The sequence below is a fragment of the Nitrogeniibacter mangrovi genome (genome assembly GCF_010983895.1).
In the GTDB taxonomy this organism is placed as follows: Bacteria; Pseudomonadota; Gammaproteobacteria; order Burkholderiales; family Rhodocyclaceae; genus Nitrogeniibacter; species Nitrogeniibacter mangrovi.
Genome location: NZ_CP048836.1, coordinates 3,688,595 through 3,706,546, shown reverse-complemented (window position 1 = coordinate 3,706,546; position 17,952 = coordinate 3,688,595). Strand labels below are relative to the sequence as shown.

The 17,952-nt window shown below is 69.9% G+C and carries 16 protein-coding genes; 12 read left to right on the top strand and 4 right to left on the bottom strand.

The annotated features are described in order from the left end of the window. Positions 1–26: 26 nt before the first annotated feature. The 4 genes from G3580_RS17165 (at position 27) to G3580_RS17150 (ending at position 4,344) form a co-directional block, all read left to right on the top strand. Positions 27–1,970: an acyl CoA:acetate/3-ketoacid CoA transferase gene (locus tag G3580_RS17165; protein ID WP_173767563.1), complete on the top strand. Its 1,944-nt coding sequence runs from the start codon at positions 27–29 to the stop codon at positions 1,968–1,970. Between the two features lie 69 nt (positions 1,971–2,039). Continuing rightward, positions 2,040–3,173 (top strand): ABC transporter substrate-binding protein, encoded by a 1,134-nt coding sequence (locus G3580_RS17160; RefSeq protein ID WP_173767562.1) that lies wholly within the window; start codon positions 2,040–2,042, stop codon positions 3,171–3,173. A gap of 372 nt (positions 3,174–3,545) precedes the next feature. Further along, positions 3,546–3,824 (top strand): HU family DNA-binding protein, encoded by a 279-nt coding sequence (locus G3580_RS17155; RefSeq protein WP_173767560.1) that lies wholly within the window; start codon positions 3,546–3,548, stop codon positions 3,822–3,824. Between the two features lie 79 nt (positions 3,825–3,903). Further along, positions 3,904–4,344: a MaoC family dehydratase gene (locus tag G3580_RS17150; protein WP_173767558.1), complete on the top strand. Its 441-nt coding sequence runs from the start codon at positions 3,904–3,906 to the stop codon at positions 4,342–4,344. Positions 4,345–4,398: 54 nt separating this feature from the next. Here the strand turns inward: G3580_RS17150 and G3580_RS17145 are convergent, their stop codons facing one another. Then, positions 4,399–5,769 carry a DEAD/DEAH box helicase gene (locus G3580_RS17145; protein WP_173767556.1) on the bottom strand — a complete coding sequence of 457 codons (1,371 nt, stop codon included), beginning with the start codon at positions 5,767–5,769 and terminating at the stop codon, positions 4,399–4,401. A gap of 257 nt (positions 5,770–6,026) precedes the next feature. Here G3580_RS17145 and G3580_RS17140 point away from each other — a divergent pair, with 257 nt between their 5' ends. The 6 genes from G3580_RS17140 (at position 6,027) to G3580_RS17115 (ending at position 13,300) form a co-directional block, all read left to right on the top strand. Next, positions 6,027–6,575 carry a YaeQ family protein gene (locus G3580_RS17140; RefSeq protein WP_173767555.1) on the top strand — a complete coding sequence of 183 codons (549 nt, stop codon included), beginning with the start codon at positions 6,027–6,029 and terminating at the stop codon, positions 6,573–6,575. A gap of 120 nt (positions 6,576–6,695) precedes the next feature. Beyond that, positions 6,696–7,928, top strand: a complete 1,233-nt coding sequence (locus G3580_RS17135; protein WP_173767553.1) for an MFS transporter — start codon at positions 6,696–6,698, stop codon at positions 7,926–7,928. A gap of 75 nt (positions 7,929–8,003) precedes the next feature. Beyond that, on the top strand, positions 8,004–9,371 hold the full coding sequence (locus G3580_RS17130; protein WP_173767551.1) for an HD-GYP domain-containing protein: 1,368 nt from the start codon (positions 8,004–8,006) through the stop codon (positions 9,369–9,371). 69 nt (positions 9,372–9,440) lie between these two features. Then, entirely contained in the window at positions 9,441–9,761 is a 321-nt protein-coding gene (locus G3580_RS17125; RefSeq protein ID WP_173767549.1) for a YggL 50S ribosome-binding family protein, read from the top strand. A gap of 365 nt (positions 9,762–10,126) precedes the next feature. Then, on the top strand, positions 10,127–11,824 hold the full coding sequence (gene leuA, locus G3580_RS17120) for a 2-isopropylmalate synthase (protein ID WP_173767547.1): 1,698 nt from the start codon (positions 10,127–10,129) through the stop codon (positions 11,822–11,824). A 327-nt stretch (positions 11,825–12,151) separates the two neighbouring features. Then, positions 12,152–13,300: a M48 family metallopeptidase gene (locus tag G3580_RS17115; RefSeq protein ID WP_173767545.1), complete on the top strand. Its 1,149-nt coding sequence runs from the start codon at positions 12,152–12,154 to the stop codon at positions 13,298–13,300. Between the two features lie 12 nt (positions 13,301–13,312). Here G3580_RS17115 and G3580_RS17110 read toward each other — a convergent pair whose 3' ends face one another. From G3580_RS17110 to cbiB, 3 genes are read right to left on the bottom strand one after another with little or no spacing between them, the layout of a single operon-like run. Then, positions 13,313–14,212, bottom strand: coding sequence for a cobalamin-binding protein (locus tag G3580_RS17110; protein WP_173767543.1), 900 nt, complete (start codon positions 14,210–14,212; stop codon positions 13,313–13,315). After that, positions 14,209–15,222: a threonine-phosphate decarboxylase CobD gene (gene cobD / locus G3580_RS17105; RefSeq protein ID WP_173767541.1), complete on the bottom strand. Its 1,014-nt coding sequence runs from the start codon at positions 15,220–15,222 to the stop codon at positions 14,209–14,211. The genes G3580_RS17110 and cobD overlap by 4 nt, the downstream gene beginning before the upstream one ends. Beyond that, entirely contained in the window at positions 15,215–16,150 is a 936-nt protein-coding gene (cbiB, locus tag G3580_RS17100) for an adenosylcobinamide-phosphate synthase CbiB (RefSeq protein WP_173767539.1), read from the bottom strand. The genes cobD and cbiB overlap by 8 nt, the downstream gene beginning before the upstream one ends. A 92-nt stretch (positions 16,151–16,242) precedes the next feature. On the opposite strand from cbiB, the gene G3580_RS17095 reads away from it, so the two are divergent. Both G3580_RS17095 and G3580_RS17090 read left to right on the top strand, forming a co-directional pair. After that, on the top strand, positions 16,243–17,721 hold the full coding sequence (locus G3580_RS17095) for a cobyric acid synthase (protein ID WP_173768870.1): 1,479 nt from the start codon (positions 16,243–16,245) through the stop codon (positions 17,719–17,721). 32 nt (positions 17,722–17,753) lie between these two features. Continuing rightward, positions 17,754–17,948 (top strand): hypothetical protein, encoded by a 195-nt coding sequence (locus G3580_RS17090; protein WP_173767537.1) that lies wholly within the window; start codon positions 17,754–17,756, stop codon positions 17,946–17,948. Positions 17,949–17,952: the final 4 nt, after the last annotated feature.

The following is a 17,952-nucleotide window of genomic DNA, read 5'->3' as shown; positions in this document are numbered from 1 at the left end:
GACATGACTTGGGAGGGAGAATAGACATGCGCAACCGCATCGTGACCGCCGAGGAGGCGGTCGCCCTGATCGGCGACGGTGACACCATCGCCACTTCCGGCTTCGTCGGCATCGGCGTGCCGGAGGCCCTGTTGATCGCGCTCGAGCAGCGCTTCGTGGACACCGGCAGCCCGCGCGACCTGACCCTGGTGTTCGCCGCCGGGCAGGGCGACGGCAAGGAGCGCGGGCTCAACCACCTGGGCCATGACGGTCTGTTGAGGCGCGTGATCGGCGGCCACTGGGGGCTGATCCCCAAGGTCGGCCGACTGGCGCTGGAGGGGCGCATCGAGGCCTGGAACCTGCCCCAGGGGGTGATCTCGCATCTTTACCGCGACATCGCCGCCGGGCGCCCCGGGGTCATCAGCAAGGTGGGCCTGGGCACTTTCGTCGATCCGCGCGTGGAAGGCGGGCGGGTCAATGCCATCAGCCGCGAGGCCATGGTGACGCTCACCCGCCTGGGCGACACCGACTACCTGTTCTACAAGGCCTTCCCGATCCACGTGGCGCTGATCCGCGCCACCAGCGCCGACGAGCGCGGCAACCTGTCGATGGAGCGCGAGGCCCTGACCCTGGACAGCTTCGCCATGGCCAGCGCGGCGCGCAACAGCGGCGGGCTGGTGATCGCCCAGGTCGAACGGGTGGTGGCCGCCGGCTCGCTCGATCCGCGCCAGGTGATCGTGCCCGCCACCTTGGTGGACGTGGTGGTGGTGGCGCCGGCGGAGCACCATGGGCAGACCTTCGCCACCGCCTATTCGCCGTACTTTTCCGGCGAGGTGCGCGCGCCGCGTGCCGCGGGCACGCCGCTGGCGCTCGATGCGCGCAAGGTGATCGCCCGCCGCTGCGCCCTGGAGCTGCCCATCAACGGGGTGGTGAACCTGGGCATCGGCATGCCCGAAGGGGTGGCCGCGGTGGCCGACGAGGAGCGCGTGCTCGAGCACGTGACCCTCACCGCCGAGCCCGGCGTGATCGGCGGCCGGCCCGCCGGCGGGCTCGATTTCGGCGCGGCGGTGAACACCGACGCCGTCGTCGCCCAGAACCAGCAGTTCGACTTCTACGACGGCGGCGGGCTCGACCTGGCGGTGCTCGGCATGGCCGAGGTGGACGCCGAGGGCAACGTGAACGTGAGCCGCTTCGGCGCCAAGCTCGCCGGTGCCGGGGGCTTCATCAACATCAGCCAGAACGCGCGCACGGTGGTGTTCGCCGGCACCTTCACCGCCGGCGGGCTCAAGCTGGCCATCGGCGCAGGCACGCTGGCGATCACTTCCGAAGGACGGGCGCCCAAGTTCGTCGAGCGCGTCGGCCAGATCACCTTCAGCGCCAAGCAGGCCCTGGCCTCGGGGCAGACCGTGCTGTACGTGACCGAGCGGGCGGTGTTTCGACTCACCCGTGCCGGGGTCGAACTGGTGGAAGTGGCGCCGGGGATCGACCTCGAGCGTGACGTGCTCGCCCACATGGCGTTCACGCCGGTGGTGGGCACGCCGGCACGCATGGACGCGGCCCTGTTCGCCGAGGGCCCGATCGGACTCGCCGAGCGCCTGTTCGATCTGCGCCTGGAGGACCGCTTCGCCCTCGACGCCGCGCGTGGCCAGCTCTACATCAACTTCGACGGGCTGCGCGTGCGCACGTGCGCGGACGTGGATGCCATCCGCGAGCGCGTCGAGCAGGTGCTTGCGGAGCATCAGGCGCGGGTGGACGTGATCGTCAACTACGATCGCTTCGACATCGACCCCGAGGTCGAGGCCGATTACGCGGCGATGGTGCACGACCTGGAGCGCCGGCGCTATCGCCACGTGTCGCGCTACACCACCGGCGCCTTCCTCAAGCTCAAGATGGGCCGCCTGCTGTGCGAACCGCATGTGCCGCCGATCTTCGAGACCCACGCCCAGGCGCAGGCCTTTCTCGAACAGGTGGCCGGCCCGGCCGCGGCCTGACCGTCGCACGCCGCCGCGCGCTACACTCCGGGCCTGCACGAGACGGTGGGTGGCGACGGGAGGCGAGCGATGGGGCGACACATGCGGGCGGCGATGGTGACGGCGGGCGCATGCCTGGTGACGGGGCTGGCGCACGCCCAGATCGTGGTCGGCGTGGTGCTCTCGCTGTCGGGGCCGGCGGCGCCGGTCGGGCGGGTGCAGCAGGCGGTGGTGGCCCATCTGCCCGCGCGCATCGGTGATGAGACGGTGCGCTACATGGTGCGCGACGACGCCTCCGACCCGGCCCGGGCGGTGGTGGTGGCCACCGAGGTGCTCGACGCCGGTGCCGACCTGATCCTCGGCACCACCTCGGTGGCGGCCTCCCGGGCGCTGGTGCCGCTGGTCGCTGCCCGGGGTGTGCCGCTCATCTCGCCCGCGGCGCTGCCGCTGCGCGAGGTCGGCACCGGCGCGCCCGGGCACTGGGCCTTCCGCACCGCGCCGGACGACTGGCTGATGGCGGCCGCCATCGTCGCGCACCTGCGCGACCACGGACACCGCCGGGTGGGCTTTCTCGGGTTCGACGACAGCTATGGCGCGCACTGGGCGACGGTGTTCGGCGCGCTGGCGGATGTGCGCGGCCTCGATGTCGTGTCGCAGCACCGCTTCCATCCCGGCGGCGACGATCTGGGCGCCGCGGTCGCGCGGATCCTGGCGGCGCACCCCGAGGCGGTGATGGTGGCGGCGGCCGGCTCGGCCGCCGTGGATGTGGTCGCCGCGCTGCGCGGCGCCGGCTTCTCCGGCCCCATCTATCAGACCCAGGCGGTGGCGGTCGCGGCCTTCATCGATGCCTGTGCGGGGCGCTGCGACCAGGTGTTCGTGCCGGCCAGTCCGGCGCGGGTGGTGATGCAACTGCCTGCCGACTCACCGCTGCGCGAGGCGGGGATGGCATATCGGGATCAGCTCGGCGCGCGCGCGGGGCCGTTCGGGGCGGCCCTGTGGGACGCCGGGCGCCTGTTCGCGCAGGCCGCCGCCACCGCGCTGACGCGGGCGCGGCCGGGCGAGGCCGCCTTCCGCGTGGCCTTGCGCGACGGGCTCGAGCAGGTCCGGGCGCTGGCGGGCGCCAACGGGGTGTATTCCATGAGCGCGGGCGATCATGTCGGCCTCGACCAGCGCGCCGGATGGATGGTCCGGATCGTCGACGGGCGCTGGCAACGGGCCGATTGAATTCATTTCGGCTCCGGTGGTGGGTCTTGGTGCGATGACGTCGGCATGGATTCTGTCGGGTGGCGCGTCGCACCATATGGCGCGATCCGCCGCGATGTCGGCCGTAAAGATACCTGCTGTTCGGGTGAGTTTGGCGAAATTTGGCGCAGGTTGGCGACGTCGCGCGTGACGATGCGGTGTGCCGCAATGCGCGCATGGCAGGCGGCACGGGCGGACATCGCGCCCCGCCGCCATGATCCTGCGCATGACATATGCGCGGCATCGACAGGGAAAACCCCGCCGTTACTTGCATTCGGCGCCACACGGACGAATTTTCGGTGCTAGAATCCGTCGCTGAGATACACCCATCCACTCCTACTTTCGAGGATCAACATGAACAAAGGTGAATTCGTCGAAGCGCTGGCCGACCGTATGGACGTCTCCCGTGCCCAGGCCGATCGTGCCGTGTCCGCCGTGCTGGACATCATCACTGAAGAACTGGCCAAGGGTGGCAAGGTCGCCTTCACCGGTTTCGGTTCCTTCGAAGTGTCCAAGCGTGCCGCTCGCACCGGCCGTAACCCGCAGACCGGCGCTTCGATCAAGATCGCGGCTTCCAGCGTGCCCAAGTTCTCCGCTGGCGCGACGCTCAAGTCCGCGGTCAACGGCAAGTAATCCACCGCTTGCGACGCATTCGAAAAACCCGGCCGCGGCCGGGTTTTTTGTTGTCCGACTCCCTGCATCCGAGGTTTGCATGGCTGACCAGAAGTACGAAGAGTTTTACGGCTACCGTTTCGAAGACCTGTCCGAGGGCATGACCGCGGCCTTCGGCCGTACCGTGACGGAAAGCGACATCATCCTGTTTGCCGGCGTGTCGGGTGACACCAATCCGGTGCACCTGAACGAGGCGCTGGCCTCGGACTCCATGTTCAAGGGGCGGATCGCCCACGGCATGCTGTCGGCCAGTTTCATCTCCACCGTGTTCGGTACGCGCCTGCCCGGACCCGGCTGCATCTACCTGTCCCAGTCGCTCAAGTTCAAGGCGCCGGTGCGCGCCGGCGACACCGTGGTGGCGCGAGTGACGCTCGAGACCCTGGTGCCGGAAAAACGCAAGGCCCTGTTCAAGACCGAGTGTTTCGTGGGCGACACCGTGGTGCTCACCGGCGAGGCCGAGATCATGGTGCCCAAGCGCTGAGTCGCGCGTCGGCGCATGAAAAAGCCCGCCGGTCGGCGGGCTTTTTCGTTGGCGTCAGCGTTGTGGCTTGCTGCCGGCCGGCTTGCCGCGCCGGCTGTTCGGACGTGGCGGCGTGCCCGACTTGCCGTCGGCCTGGCGCGGTGCGCCGTCATGCGGCTTGCTCGCGCGGCGCGGCGGCTGATCGCCGTGCTCGCGCTGGTGGCGATGGCTGTGGCGCTGGGCCGGGGCCTGCGCCTTGCGGTTGGGGCGCTGGCCGGCGCGCGGCTGGGCCAGTTCGGCGCAGGTGAAGCCGGCCACCTCGATGCGCTCGATGCGCTGGCCGATGAGGCGCTCGATGTCGCGCAGCTGCTTGGCTTCCAGCTCCGGGTCCACCAGCGACAGGGCGCGGCCCTCGGCGCCGGCGCGGCCGGTGCGGCCGATGCGGTGCACATAGTCTTCGGGCACGTTGGGCAGCTCGTAGTTCACCACCATGGGCAGCTGGTCCACGTCGATGCCGCGGGCGGCGATGTCGGTGGCCACCAGCACCTGCAGCTTGCCGTTCTTGAAGGCGTCGAGGGTGCGGATGCGGGCGTTCTGGGCCTTGTTGCCATGCAGCGCCTGGGCCGGGATGCCGGCACGGGTCAGCTGTTCGGCGAGGCGGTCGGCGCCGTGCTTGGTGCGGCTGAACACCAGCACCTGGAACCACTGGTGCTCGCGCACCAGATGGATCAGCAGGTCGCGCTTGGTGCCCTTGTCGACGATGTGCAGCGACTGGGCGACGCGCTCGGCGGTGGTGTTGCGCGGCGCCACGTCCACGCTGGCCGGATCCTTGAGCAGGCCCTGGGCGAGGCTGCGGATCTCGGCGCTGAAGGTGGCCGAGAACAGCAGGTTCTGCCGCTGCGCGGGCAGCTTGGCCATGATCTTCTTGATGTCGTGGATGAAGCCCATGTCGAGCATGCGGTCGGCTTCGTCGAGCACCAGGGTTTCGATGTCGGTGAGCTTGATGGTGCCCTGGTTCACATGGTCGAGCAGACGGCCCGGCGTGGCCACCAGGATTTCCACCGGTCGGCGCAGGGCGCGCGACTGGGTATTGATGTTCACCCCGCCGAACACGGCGAAGGAGCGCACCGGCACATGGGCGGCGTAGGTGCGCACCGATTCCTCGACCTGGGCGGCCAGCTCGCGGGTGGGGGTGAGGATGAGCACGCGGGGGCGGCCGTCGCGGGCGCGCTTGTCGTGGCCCATCTGCTGCTGGATGATCGGCAGCGCGAAGCCGGCGGTCTTGCCGGTGCCGGTCTGGGCGGCGGCGAGCAGGTCGCGGCCGCCGAGCACGACCGGAATGGCCTGCTGCTGGATCGGGGTGGGGGTGCTGTAGCCGCTCTCGGCGAGCGCGCGCAGCAGCGGTTCTGCCAGCCCGAGGGCGGCAAAGGTGTTTTCGACTTGCATTGTGTGGTTCAGCTCCAGCGACGGCCTGCCGCTCATGCGAGCGACACCAATCGAGGCGGGCGGGACAGTGGCCATGTCGGGTGTGACGCGGCCCGGGGTGATCAAAAGAGGCCGGTACGCTGATTGGTCGGTGCGTACGGGATTGCGCAGTCTATCGGAAAACGCGGCGGAAAGCTTGAATGTTTTTTGCCCGGCGCTGGCCGGATCGGCTCCGCGCTGCGTAAGATGTCGCGTTTTTTCCCGCATTGCACGCAGCCATGGCGCTCAAATCCACCGTCTTCAAGTTCCAGTTGCAGATCGCCGATCTGGATCGTCACTACTACGCCGATCACGCGCTCACCCTGGCGCGCCACCCGTCGGAGACCGACGAGCGCCTGGTGGCGCGGGTGCTGGCCTTCGCGCGCATCGCCGGCGAGGGCATCGACATGAGCAGCGCCCTGTGCGAGCCGGACGAGCCGGATCTGTGCGTGCGCACCCTGGACGGGCGCATCACCCACTGGATCGACGTCGGCCAGCCCGAGGCCCGGCGGGTGCTCAAGGCCGCCGGCCGGGCCGACCGGGTGACCCTGCATCCCTACGGCGGATCGACCTCCACGCTGTGGTGGGAAGGGGTGCGCAAGGAGCTGCTGCGGGTGCGCAAGCTGGAAGTGATCGCCTTTCCGGAGGCGGCGGTCAAGGCGCTTGCGGCCAGCGTGGCACGCACCTGCCAGTGGCAGATCACGGTCCAGGACGGGACGATGATGGTCAGCACCGGCACCGACTGCGTGAGCGTGGAACCGGACACCTGGCGCCCGATCGCGCACTGATTGTCCTGCCGCCGGTGGGGCTTCGGCGGTATCGTCATGGCTTGAGGCGCGTACCCGGCACGGATCGCATCCGCGGCGGTCCATCGCGGCGGATGCCCGCGCCAGATGAGAGAAGTGGCCATGTCGACACGTGACGATCCTGAACTGCATCACTGGCTGATGATCCTGCTCGCCGCGGCGATGATGGCCATCTCCATGGGCGGGCGCCAGTCCCTCGGCCTGTTCGTCTCGCCCATCAACACCTCCACCGGCATGGGCATCACCGCCATCAGCCTGGCGCTGGCGATCGCGCAGCTGGTGTGGGGGCTGGTGCAGCCGCTGTCCGGCGCGGTGGCCGACCGCTACGGCGCGGGGCGGGCGCTGGCCACAGGGGTGTTGCTGCTGGCCGCGGGGGCGGCGCTCACGCCCCTGGTCAGCACCGGCCTGGGGCTGTCGCTGACACTGGGGGTCCTGTTCGCCGCCGGCTCGGGGGCCAGCAGCATGGCCGTGCTCATGGGGGCGACGGTCGCGCGCCTGCCGGCCCATCGTCGCGGCATGGCCTCGGGCATCATCAACGCGGGGGGCTCCTTCGGGCAGTTCGTGTTCGCCCCCGTGCTGCAGGGCTTCATCGCCCTGATGGGCTGGATGGGCGCCATGTACGCGCTGGCGGCCCTGATGCTGCTCGGGCTGCCCGTCGCGCGTGCCCTCAAGACCCCGGCCAAGCGCCGCGCGCAGGTCGTGGACGACGACGCCGCACCGCCCGACCGGGGCATGCGCGCGGCGCTGCGTGACGCCTTCGCCGACCGCAGCTACCTGCTCCTGCATGCCGGCTTCTTCACCTGCGGCTTCCACATCGCCTTCCTGGTCACCCACCTGCCCGGCGAGATCGGCCTGTGCGGCCTGCCGGCGAGCGTGGCGAGCTGGACGCTGGCGATCATCGGCCTGGCCAACATCTTCGGCAGCCTCTACGCCGGCTGGTGCGTGCAGCGCTATCGCAGCAAGCACGTGCTGGCGTGGATGTATGCCTCGCGGGCGGTGCTCATCGCCGTCTACCTGATGGCGCCGAAGAGCGAGCTGACCTTTTACCTGTTCGCGGCCGGGCTGGGCTTCACCTGGCTGGCCACGGTGCCGCCCACGGCCGGGCTGGTGGGCAAGCTGTTCGGCTCGCGCTACCTGTCCACCCTGTTCGGGCTGACCATCTTCACCCACCAGATCGGCGGCTTCCTCGGCGCCTGGCTGGGCGGGATCGCGGTGACCGCCTTCGGCGACTACCAGTGGATGTGGTACGCGGACATCGCCCTGGCCGCTATGGCGGCGCTCGCCAACCTGCCGATTCGCGAGGCGCGGGTGTCACGCCTGCCGCAGCCCGCCTGACGGGCACAAGTTCCGGGCGGAGCGGACGTTAACCGACCCGGAGGGGCATGCGCCCCGAAGACGCACGAGGTCGGCATGCCCCATTCGCTCAAGCTTTCGGAACTCATCGGTGCGCTCAGTCATGCGCTGGACCTGACCGAGGGTCAGCCGGCCGGGCACTGCGTGCGTTGCTGCTGGATCGGCACCCATGTGGGGCGGCAGATCGGCTTACCCGATGCCGAGTTGCGCGAGCTGTACTACACGCTGCTGCTCAAGGATCTGGGCTGCAGCAGCAACGCGGCGCGCATCTGCGAGCTCTACCTCACCGACGATCTGCAGTTCAAGCACGACTTCAAGCTGGCCGACGGCTCGCTGCCCCGGGTGCTCAACTTCGTGATCGGCCACACCGGCCTGAAGGAGGGCCTGGCGGAGCGCTTCCGCGCGGTCTTCAACATCGTCCGCAACGGTGACGACATCGCCCGGGAGCTGATCCAGACCCGCTGTCAGCGCGGCGCCCAGATCGCACGGCGGCTGCGCTTCGGCGAACGGGTGGCGCAGGGCGTGCACAGCCTCGACGAGCACTGGAACGGCAAGGGGCGGCCCGAGGGCCTGGTGGGCGAGGCGATCCCGGTGTATTCGCGCATCGCCCTGCTGGCCCAGGTGGTGGACGTGTTCAACACCGCCGACGGCCGCGAGGCCGCGCTGGAAGAGGTGCGCGGCCGCGCCGGTGCCTGGTTCGACCCGGCGCTGGTGCGCGCCTTCGAGCAGGTCGCCGTGGCGGAGGAGTTCTGGCGGACGCTGGCCGATCCGGCGCTCGACGCGGCGGTGTTCGCGCTCGAACCGGGCCATCACCAGGTGGCCCTCGACGACGATTACCTGGACGAGATCGCCGCGGCCTTCGGCGAGGTGGTGGACGCCAAGAGCCCCTACACCGCCGGCCACAGTGCCCGGGTCGCGCTCTACACCGACATGGTGGCCGAGGCCATGGGCCTGTCGCCCGAACGGCGGCGCTGGCTCAAGCGCGGCGCGATCCTGCACGACGTGGGCAAGCTCGGGGTGAGCAACGCGGTGCTCGACAAGCCGGGCAAGCTGGATAGCGACGAATGGGCCGCCGTGCAGCTGCATGCCGCCCATACCGAGACCATCCTCGCGCGCATTCCCGCCTTCGCGGAACTGGCGCGTGTCGCCGCGGCCCACCACGAGCGCCTCGATGGCAAGGGCTATCCCAAGGGCCTGAGTGCCGATCAGATCGCGCTCGAGACGCGCATCATCACCACCGCCGACATCTTCGATGCGATCACCGCCGAGCGCCCCTACCGGGGCGCCATTCCGGTCCCCAAGACGCTCGAGATCATGGCCGAGAACGTGGGCACCGCGATCGACCCGGACTGCTTCGCCGCCCTCAAGTCGGCCCTGGGGCGCCTCGACGCCGCCGGGTGTCGGGCCGACGCACGCGCCGCCTGATTCGTGTAGGCTTCGGAACCTTTTGCGCGTGCCGAACCTCGCGGTCGGTGCGCCACAAGGAGGATCGTCATGTCCAAGACCCGTAGTCGTCGCTTGCGCAAGAAGCTGTTCGTGGATGAATTCCAGGAGCTCGGGTTCGACGTCGATCTGTCCTTTTCCGAGCCCGCCGGCACCGACCGGATCGATGCCTTCTTCGAGCGCTTCTTCACCGAGGCGATCATGCCCGAGGGGCTGGTGTTCGGCGGCCGGGACGATGCCGGCTTCGTGTGCTCCAGCCGCCGCGGCAGCGTCAGCGAGGCGCAACGCAGCGCGGTGAGCGACTGGCTCGACGGGCAGCCGGCGCTGCGGGACTTCCGCGTCGGCCCGCTGATGGACGTGTGGCACGACTGAAGCCACCCTGGACGAGGCCGGTGCTTGACAGCCGGCCCCGTCCCCCGCTACTTTTGCGTTCATGACTTCGCCGCAGATCCGCCCCTTCGCCTCGCTTCTGGCGCTTCTCACGACCGCTTTCGCCGGTCTGGGTCTGCTGCTGCGCGCCCCGCGCAGCTAACTTTTTCTCCCCTCCTGCCGTTTTTTTCAGACCCCGTCCGGGGTGATGACGCGTTGTTGCGTTCGTTTTTTCCATGGAGTGCGCCATGCACCGATCCCTGTTCCTCGCCACACGACTGCCGACCGGCAACCGGGCCGCGTAATCCGGCCAGCCCGGTTGTCGTCTCGCCGCATCGACCGAACACACACGATTGGAGCATCGCACCATGTTGAAACGACCGAACGAGAAGTACCCGCCCTTCAACCCCTTCCCCGGCGGGCGCAGCCTGTCCGATCGGACCTGGCCGGAACGGCGCATCGACCAGCCGCCGGTGTGGATGAGCACCGACCTGCGCGACGGCAACCAGGCGCTGTTCGAGCCCATGGACGGCGAACGCAAGATGCGCATGTTCAAGATGCTGGTGGACATCGGCTTCAAGGAGATCGAGGTGGCCTTTCCGGCCGCCAGCCAGACCGACTTCGATTTCGTCCGCACCCTCATCGAGGGCGAGCACATCCCCGAGGATGTGACCATCGAGGTGCTCACCCAGGCGCGCGAGCATCTGGTGCGCCGCACCTTCGAATCGGTGCGCGGGGCGCGCCGCGCGATCATCCATTTCTACAACGCCACGGCACCGAACTTCCGCCGCATCGTGTTCGGCCAGGACCGGGCCGGGGTCCGGCAGATCGCCGTCGACACCGCCCGTCTCGTCCGCCAGCTCGCCAGCGAGCAGCCCGACACCGAGTTCGTGTTCCAGTACAGCCCCGAGGTGTTCACCGGGACCGAGCTCGACTTTGCGGTCGAGGTGTGCAACGCGGTCATCGCCGAGTGGGCGCCCACGCCCGAGCGCCCGTGCATCATCAACCTGCCCGCCACGGTGGAGATGAGCACCCCCAACGTGTACGCCGACCAGATCGAATGGGTGTGCCGCCACCTGGACCGGCGCGACGCGGTGATCGTCTCGGTCCATCCCCACAACGACCGCGGCACCGCCGTGGCCGCCGCCGAACTGGCGGTGATGGCCGGGGCCGACCGGGTCGAGGGCTGCCTGTTCGGCAACGGGGAGCGCACCGGCAACGTCGATCTGGTCACCCTCGCGCTCAATCTCTACTCGCAGGGCGTGCACCCGGGGCTCGACTTCTCGCGCATCAACGAAGTGGCGCGCACGGTCGAGCATTGCACCCAGTTGCCGATCCATCCGCGCCATCCGTATGTGGGCGATCTGGTGTTCACCGCCTTCTCCGGGTCGCACCAGGATGCGATCAAGAAAGGGCTGGCGGTCCAGCAGGCCGGGGCGCCGTGGGCGGTGCCCTACCTGCCCGTCGACCCGGCCGATCTCGGGCGCAGCTACGAGTCCGTGATCCGGGTCAACAGCCAGTCGGGCAAGGGCGGCATCGCCTACCTGCTCGAGACCGAATACGGCCTCGCCATGCCGCGGCGCATGCAGGTGGCGTTCTCGGCCGTGGTCCAGGCGGCCACCGACGCCAGCGGCCGGGAGATGAAGGGGGCCGACCTCTGGGCCATCTTCGAGACCACCTATCTGGCGAACGACAATGGCCTCGCCTATGGTGAACATCATCTGTTCGAGCATGGCGACCAGCAGGGCATCACCCTCACGGTGAGTCGGGCAGGGCAGGCGCAGGTGTTGCGGGGTGTGGGCAACGGCCCCATCGACGCGGCCCTGCATGCCTTGATGCCGCAGGCGCGGCTGCTCAGTTACGAGGAGCACAACCTCGGGCAGGGCTCCGACGCCCGGGCGGTCGCCTACATCGAGCTGGCCTCCGATGCGGTCCCGGGCGGGGTGTTCGGCGCGGGGATCGACGGCAACATCGTCACCGCATCGATCCGGGCCATCGTCTCGGCGGTCAACCAGCTGCGGCGGGCGGCGGGTGAAGACACGGAATCATCGCAAATGAGTGCCTGATGGCCTCATGAGGGAGGGGCGGGCGGCCAAGTGGCCGCCCGTTTCTATGTCCGCCGCCGCGGCGTTGGATCCGCAATCCGTCGGAAGATTCGATGCCGGGTGTGACAAATTGCCCACTTTGCCGTCGGATGCGCACGCTGTCTCAGTGAAAATACAACGCGCCGCTATGCCCCGTGAACGGCGGCTTCTCCTGCAATGCACAATCCCATGTCATTTTCGTCGCGCCGTGCTCGAGTGACGTGCTGCATTGATTTATTACCTTAGGTGTATTTTTATCGTCGGATCAATCGTTTACATTGCCACTCGTTTGTCAGACGGAAGGCGCTCATGCACTCTTTTCGCCCTCGCTCATCCGATGCCGTGCGCTCGCTCGCGCGGCAGCTGACCCTCCGTGCGGCGCTCGGGCTTGGCCTGCTCGCCGCCGCCGGCATCGTCTCCCTGGCGCTGTCAGCGGGTGCGCTGGTGGAGATCATGCGGGCGCCGGTGCTCTCCGCGCACACCCTCGGGATGCTCGCGGGGACGGGGTGCCTGCTCCTGGTGGCGCACCGCTTGCTGCACTGGCTGCGCACCGAGGCGCCGCCGGCGGACGGGGTCCGCATCGGCCGGGACAAGGCCCCCTCGCTGTACCGCCTCGTCGATCGTCTCGCCGAGCGCATCGGCACCGCCGGGGTGGACGGCATCCGCATCTCCGCCGACATGAACGCCGCCGTCCACCAGCGCCCCATCCATGGCCTGTGGGGGCGCATGGAGACCACGCTCGTCATCGGTCTGCCCCTGGTGCACAGTGTCTCGCCGCGTCAGCTGGCGGCCATCCTCGCGCATGAGTTCGGGCACCTGAAGCGTCAGCGCAGCAACCGGCATGCCTGGGGCGCGCATGTGCGCGCCTGGTGGCACCGGGTCTGTGAGCGCATCGCCTCGGACGCCAATGTCGGCGCGCAGGTGCTCTCGAGTCTGCTGGCGCCCTGGGCCGAGGCGGACGTGATGGCGGCGGTCCGCCTCAATCACCTCGAGGAGTACGAGGCCGACCGGGTCGCCGCCCGCGTGGTCGGCGCCAAGCTGTTGGGTGACACCCTCGTGGAAGTGGCGATGAAGGCGGAGTTCATCGAATCGGACTACTGGGACAAGATCATGTCGCAGGCCGAATACTCCCCGCGTCCGACCATGCGCCCCTTCCGCGACATGGGCATGGGGGTTGCCGCCGGATTCCACGGCCAGCCCCACCAGGGCCTGTTGCGTTCGCTCGTGAGCGAGGAGCGCGACGGCCTGCTGCATCCAACCCTGACCGACCGGCTGGTCGCGCTGCGGGTGGCGCCGCGGGTGCCCCGGCGCGCGGTCCGCTCGGCAGCCAACCATTACCTGAGGCCGGCCCTGCCACGGCTGTCGCGTCGCTTCGACAGCATGTGGTGGCGGGCTACGCGGCCGGCGTGGCGCAGCTACTACCGGCAGTGCCAGGGGCGCGACGAGGCGGACGGCTGAGGCGTTTCCGCGTCACTGGGCCGGACGGCGCCGGCGGGCCGTATCCAGCTGTTCGCACAGGCGCGTGGCGCCGTCGAGAATGCGCGGCGTGTGACGCTGGATCAACTCGGGCGGAATGAAGAACAGGTTGTCGCGTTTGACCGCGGTCAGCTGCGGCCAGCGACGCCAGGCATCGAGCCATTCGGGACGGGCCTCGCCCATGCCGCTGGCGACGATCACCTCCGGATCGGCCACCAGGACCGATTCGACTCCGATCTTGGGCGCGAGCAGGTCGAGGTCCGCGAACACGTTGCGGCCGCCGCACAGGCGGATGACCGCCGAGATCAGGTGCTGACCATTGATGGTCATGAGCGGCTGGTCCCAGATCTGGTAGAACACCCCCACCGGCGCCTGGGAGGCGTAGCGCGTGCGCAGTGCCGCCTGGCGAGCCTCGAAGGCGTCCGCCGCCGCGTCGGCCACCGCCCCGGTGCCGGCGAGGCGGCCGATCTGGCGCAGGGTGTGGGCCACCGCGTCGAGGTCGCGTGGCTCATTCACGTAGACCGGAATGCCGAGCGCACGCAGGCGCTCGATCTGCGTGGGCGGGTTGCCGCTGCGCCAGCTGACCACCAGGTCGGGGTGCTGTGCGACCACCGCTTCCAGATCCGCGTTGGTGTAGCTGCCGATGCGCGGCAGCGCCTTGGCCTTGGGCGGGTAGTCGCTGTACTCGACCGCCGCCACCAGCCGCTCTCCCGCGCCGGCGGCGTAGATCAGCTCGGTCAGATGGGGCGCCAGCGAGACGATGCGTCGCGCCGGGGCGTCCAGATGCACGGTATCACCCATGTCGTCGACGACGTCGATGGCGGCGGCGAAAGCGTTGTGGCCGAGCGCCAGGAGGACAAACAGCGGGGGGAGAAAGCGGCGCAGGGCAGTCATTCGGGGATCGTTTCCATGGTCAGGCGCCATCCGGCGCGGGTGCCGGCGCGCAGGGCGTCGTCGAGGCGTTGCCAGCCCGCCTCGGTGCCGGGCAGGCCGATACGGAGGCTGGCGGGGCTGTCGAAGGCGCGCACCCAGATGGCGTGACGGGCCAGATGGTCCTGCCATTGGCGCGCGGCGGGGGTCGGCAGCCAGCGGAACAGGGCACAGCCCCGTGTGGGCGCGGCCCCGTGGGCAACGAGCAGGGCGTCCAGACGGGTACTCGCCTGTGCCAGGTGGGTGCGCATGCCGGCCTGCCAGGCCGTGTCGGCCAGGGCCTGCGTGGCGACATACTGGGCCGGTCCACTCAGCGTCCACGGGCCGAGGCGTTCGGCGAGGGCCTCACGCACCGTCTCAGGGGCGAGCACGAAACCGACGCGGGCGCCGGCCAGCCCGAAGAACTTGCCCAGCGAACGCAGCACCACGAGTCCGGCCCGGCCGGCGTCGGCCGCCAGGCTGTCGGCAGCGTCCGCGTCGGCAAAGGCTTCGTCCACGATGAGGGTGCCGCCTCGCTGCGTCAGGCGTCTGTGCCAGCGCCGCAGGGTGTCGGCGCCGACACGCGCACCGGTGGGGTTGTTCGGATTGACCAGCACAAGAACGTCGAGTGAATCCAGCGCGGTATCGACGTCGTCGCGACTCAGGTGGCGTGGCCGGTGTGGCTGCCAGGCGCGCGCGTGCTCGGCATAGGTGGGCATGACCAGTCCCACCCGGGCCGTCGCGAACAGCGCCGGCAAGGTCTGGATCGCCGCCTGGCTGCCCGCCACCGGCAGCAGCGCGGTGCTGCCGTAGTAGCGCCAGGCGGCGTCGAGCAAGGCGGTGTCGTCCTCGGGCAGGCGCTGCCAGCGCTCGGTCGGTACCGGCGGGACGGGGTAGGCCTGCGGGTTGATGCCGGTGGACAGGTCGAGCCAGGCGGCGCGCGGATGCCCGTAGCGGAGGATGGCTTCGTCGAGCCGGCCGCCGTGTTCAAGCATGCGATGCCCCCAGGGCGATCAGCCCGGCGAACAGGGTGAGGCCGATCCACACCCGAAGGCTGTGTTCGACGAGCCGGATGGCTGCCTCGGGCGCGTCCGCGTCGGGCGGCGCGCCTTCGCCCAGGGCCGGGCGCGGCTCGAGGCGACCGTGATAGGGCGCCGGGCCGCCGAGGGAGACCCCGAGCGCGCCGGCACCGGCGGCCATGACCGGACCGGCGTTGGGGCTCTTCCAGGTCGGGGCCTGGGTGCGCCAGCAGCGCCAGGCGCGGGCGCTCTGGCCGACCAGCGCGTAGGTGGCGGCGGTCAGGCGCGCGGGCAGCCAGCCGAGCCCATCGTCGGCCCGTGCGGCGAGGCGACCGAAGCGCTCGAAGCGCGGCGTCCGGTAGCCCCACATGGCGTCCAGGGTATTGGCGAGGCGAAACAGCAGCGCCGCCGGGCCGCCGCCGATCAGGAACCAGAACAGGGCGCCGAAGATCGCATCGTGGCCGTTCTCCAGCACCGATTCGGTGGTGGCGCCGGCCACCTCGGCGGCGCTCAGGGTGTCCGTATCGCGCGAAACGATGCGCGCCAGTTGCGCGCGGGCCGCGCTCAGGTCGCCGGTGCGCAGCGGGGCGGCCACGGCGCGGGCATGGGCCGCCAGGCTGTTCGCACCGAGGCAGAACATCAGCAGGACGGCATCCAGGGCCCAGGCGAACATGCCGCCGGCCTGGCGCACCCAGACCGCCAGCGCGACCGGTGGCAGCACGACCAGTGCCCAGGCCAGGGCGCCGCGTCCGATCCGCATGGTGCCACGGTTGAGCCGCCGTTCTAGAGCGCCGGCGGCGCGCCCGAAACCGACCAGCGGATGCCAGCGGGTCGGTTCGCCGAGCCAGCGATCGAGCAGCACGCCGGCGAGCAGGGCGAGGGAGAGGGCGGTCAGGGCGGGCATGGGGCGTCAGGCGCAGCGCGCTTTGCGGGATAATCCCGGCTTCGTTCGATGAAGAGTCGGGATTGTACGTGAAGCCCCCCTGCGCGACCCTGATGGTTCAGGGCACCACTTCGGATGCCGGCAAGAGCACGCTGGTGGCCGGCCTCGCCCGCTGGTTCGCCCGCCGGGGCTGCCGTGTGGCGCCATTCAAGCCACAGAACATGGCGCTCAATTCGGCGGTGACGCCCGAGGGCGGCGAGATCGGCCGCGCCCAGGCGCTGCAGGCCATGGCCGCGGGGGTGCCCTTGCACACCGACTTCAACCCGGTGCTGCTCAAGCCGGCCACCGACATCGGTGCCCAGGTCATCATCCACGGCCGGGTGGTCTCGACCCTCAGCGCGCGTGACTATCATCACTACAAGCCCACCGCGATGGCCGCGGTCATGGACAGCTGGGCGCGGCTCACCGCCGGCTACGACATGGTGCTCGTCGAGGGGGCCGGCAGCCCGGCGGAGATCAACCTGCGCGACCGCGACATCGCCAACATGGGCTTCGCCGAAGTCGCCGACTGCCCGGTGATTCTCGTCGCCGACATCGACAAGGGCGGCGTGTTCGCCCACCTGGTCGGCACCCTCGAGTTGCTCTCCCCCAGCGAGCAGGCGCGGGTGAAAGGCTTCGTCATCAACCGCTTCCGCGGCGACATCGGTCTGCTCGAATCCGGCCTCGACTGGCTGGAGGCGCGCACCGGCAAGCCCGTGCTCGGCGTGCTGCCCTATCTGCACGGCCTGTTCCTGGACGCGGAGGACGCCCTCGCCGCTGCCACGCTCGACAAGACCGCCACCGGCCTGCGGGTGATCGCGCCGGCCTTCCCGCGCATCTCCAACCACACCGATCTCGATCCCCTGCGCCTGCATCCACAGGTGGACTTCCGCTGGGTCGGGCCGGGCCAGAGCCTGCCGCCGGCGGACCTGATCGTGCTGCCCGGCTCCAAGAGCGTGCGCGCCGACCTGGACTGGCTGCGCGCCCAGGGCTGGGAGGCGGCGATCACCCGCCATCTGCGCTACGGCGGCAAGCTCGTGGGGGTGTGCGGCGGCTTCCAGATGCTCGGCCGCGAGCTGCACGACGCCCACGGGCTGGAAGGCGCGGCCGGGGTGTCCCCCGGGCTGGGCTGGCTCGATCTGAGCACCCGGCTCGAGCCGGAAAAGCGCCTCACGACCGTGACCGGCGCCCTGTGCCTGCCCGGCGGCGAGGTGCCGATGCGCGGCTACGAGATCCACATGGGCGTGAGCGAGGGGTCAGCGCTGGACACGCCCGCGGTGCGCTTCGACGACGGTCGATGCGACGGTGCCCTGAGCGACGACGGCCAGGTGCTCGGCAGCTACGCGCATGGCCTGTTCGACACCCCCGAGGCGCTGGCCGGCGTGCTGGCCTGGGCCGGGCTGCACGGCGCGCAACGGATCGATGCGGCCGCCCGTCGGGAGGCGGACCTGGACCGGCTCGCCGACACCCTGGCCGCCCATCTCGACGTCCACCGCCTGGCCGAGTGCTTCGGGCCGGCCCACGCGGCCCGGGTGTGTGACATACTCGCTTGACCATCCCCGCCGACGCTCACTAACATTCGCCCATGGACGCAGAACTCGATCGCCTGGAAGAACAACTCGAAGCGCTGGTGCACCTGTTCGAGGCGCAAAAGCAGGAGAATCGCGAGTTGAAGACCCGCGTCGGCGAATTGCAAGCCGAAAACACCCGTCTGGCCGGCAAGGTCGAGGCGGCCATTCGCGGCGTCAGCCAAGTCCTCGAAACCCTGCCTGGGCAGTAAGCGT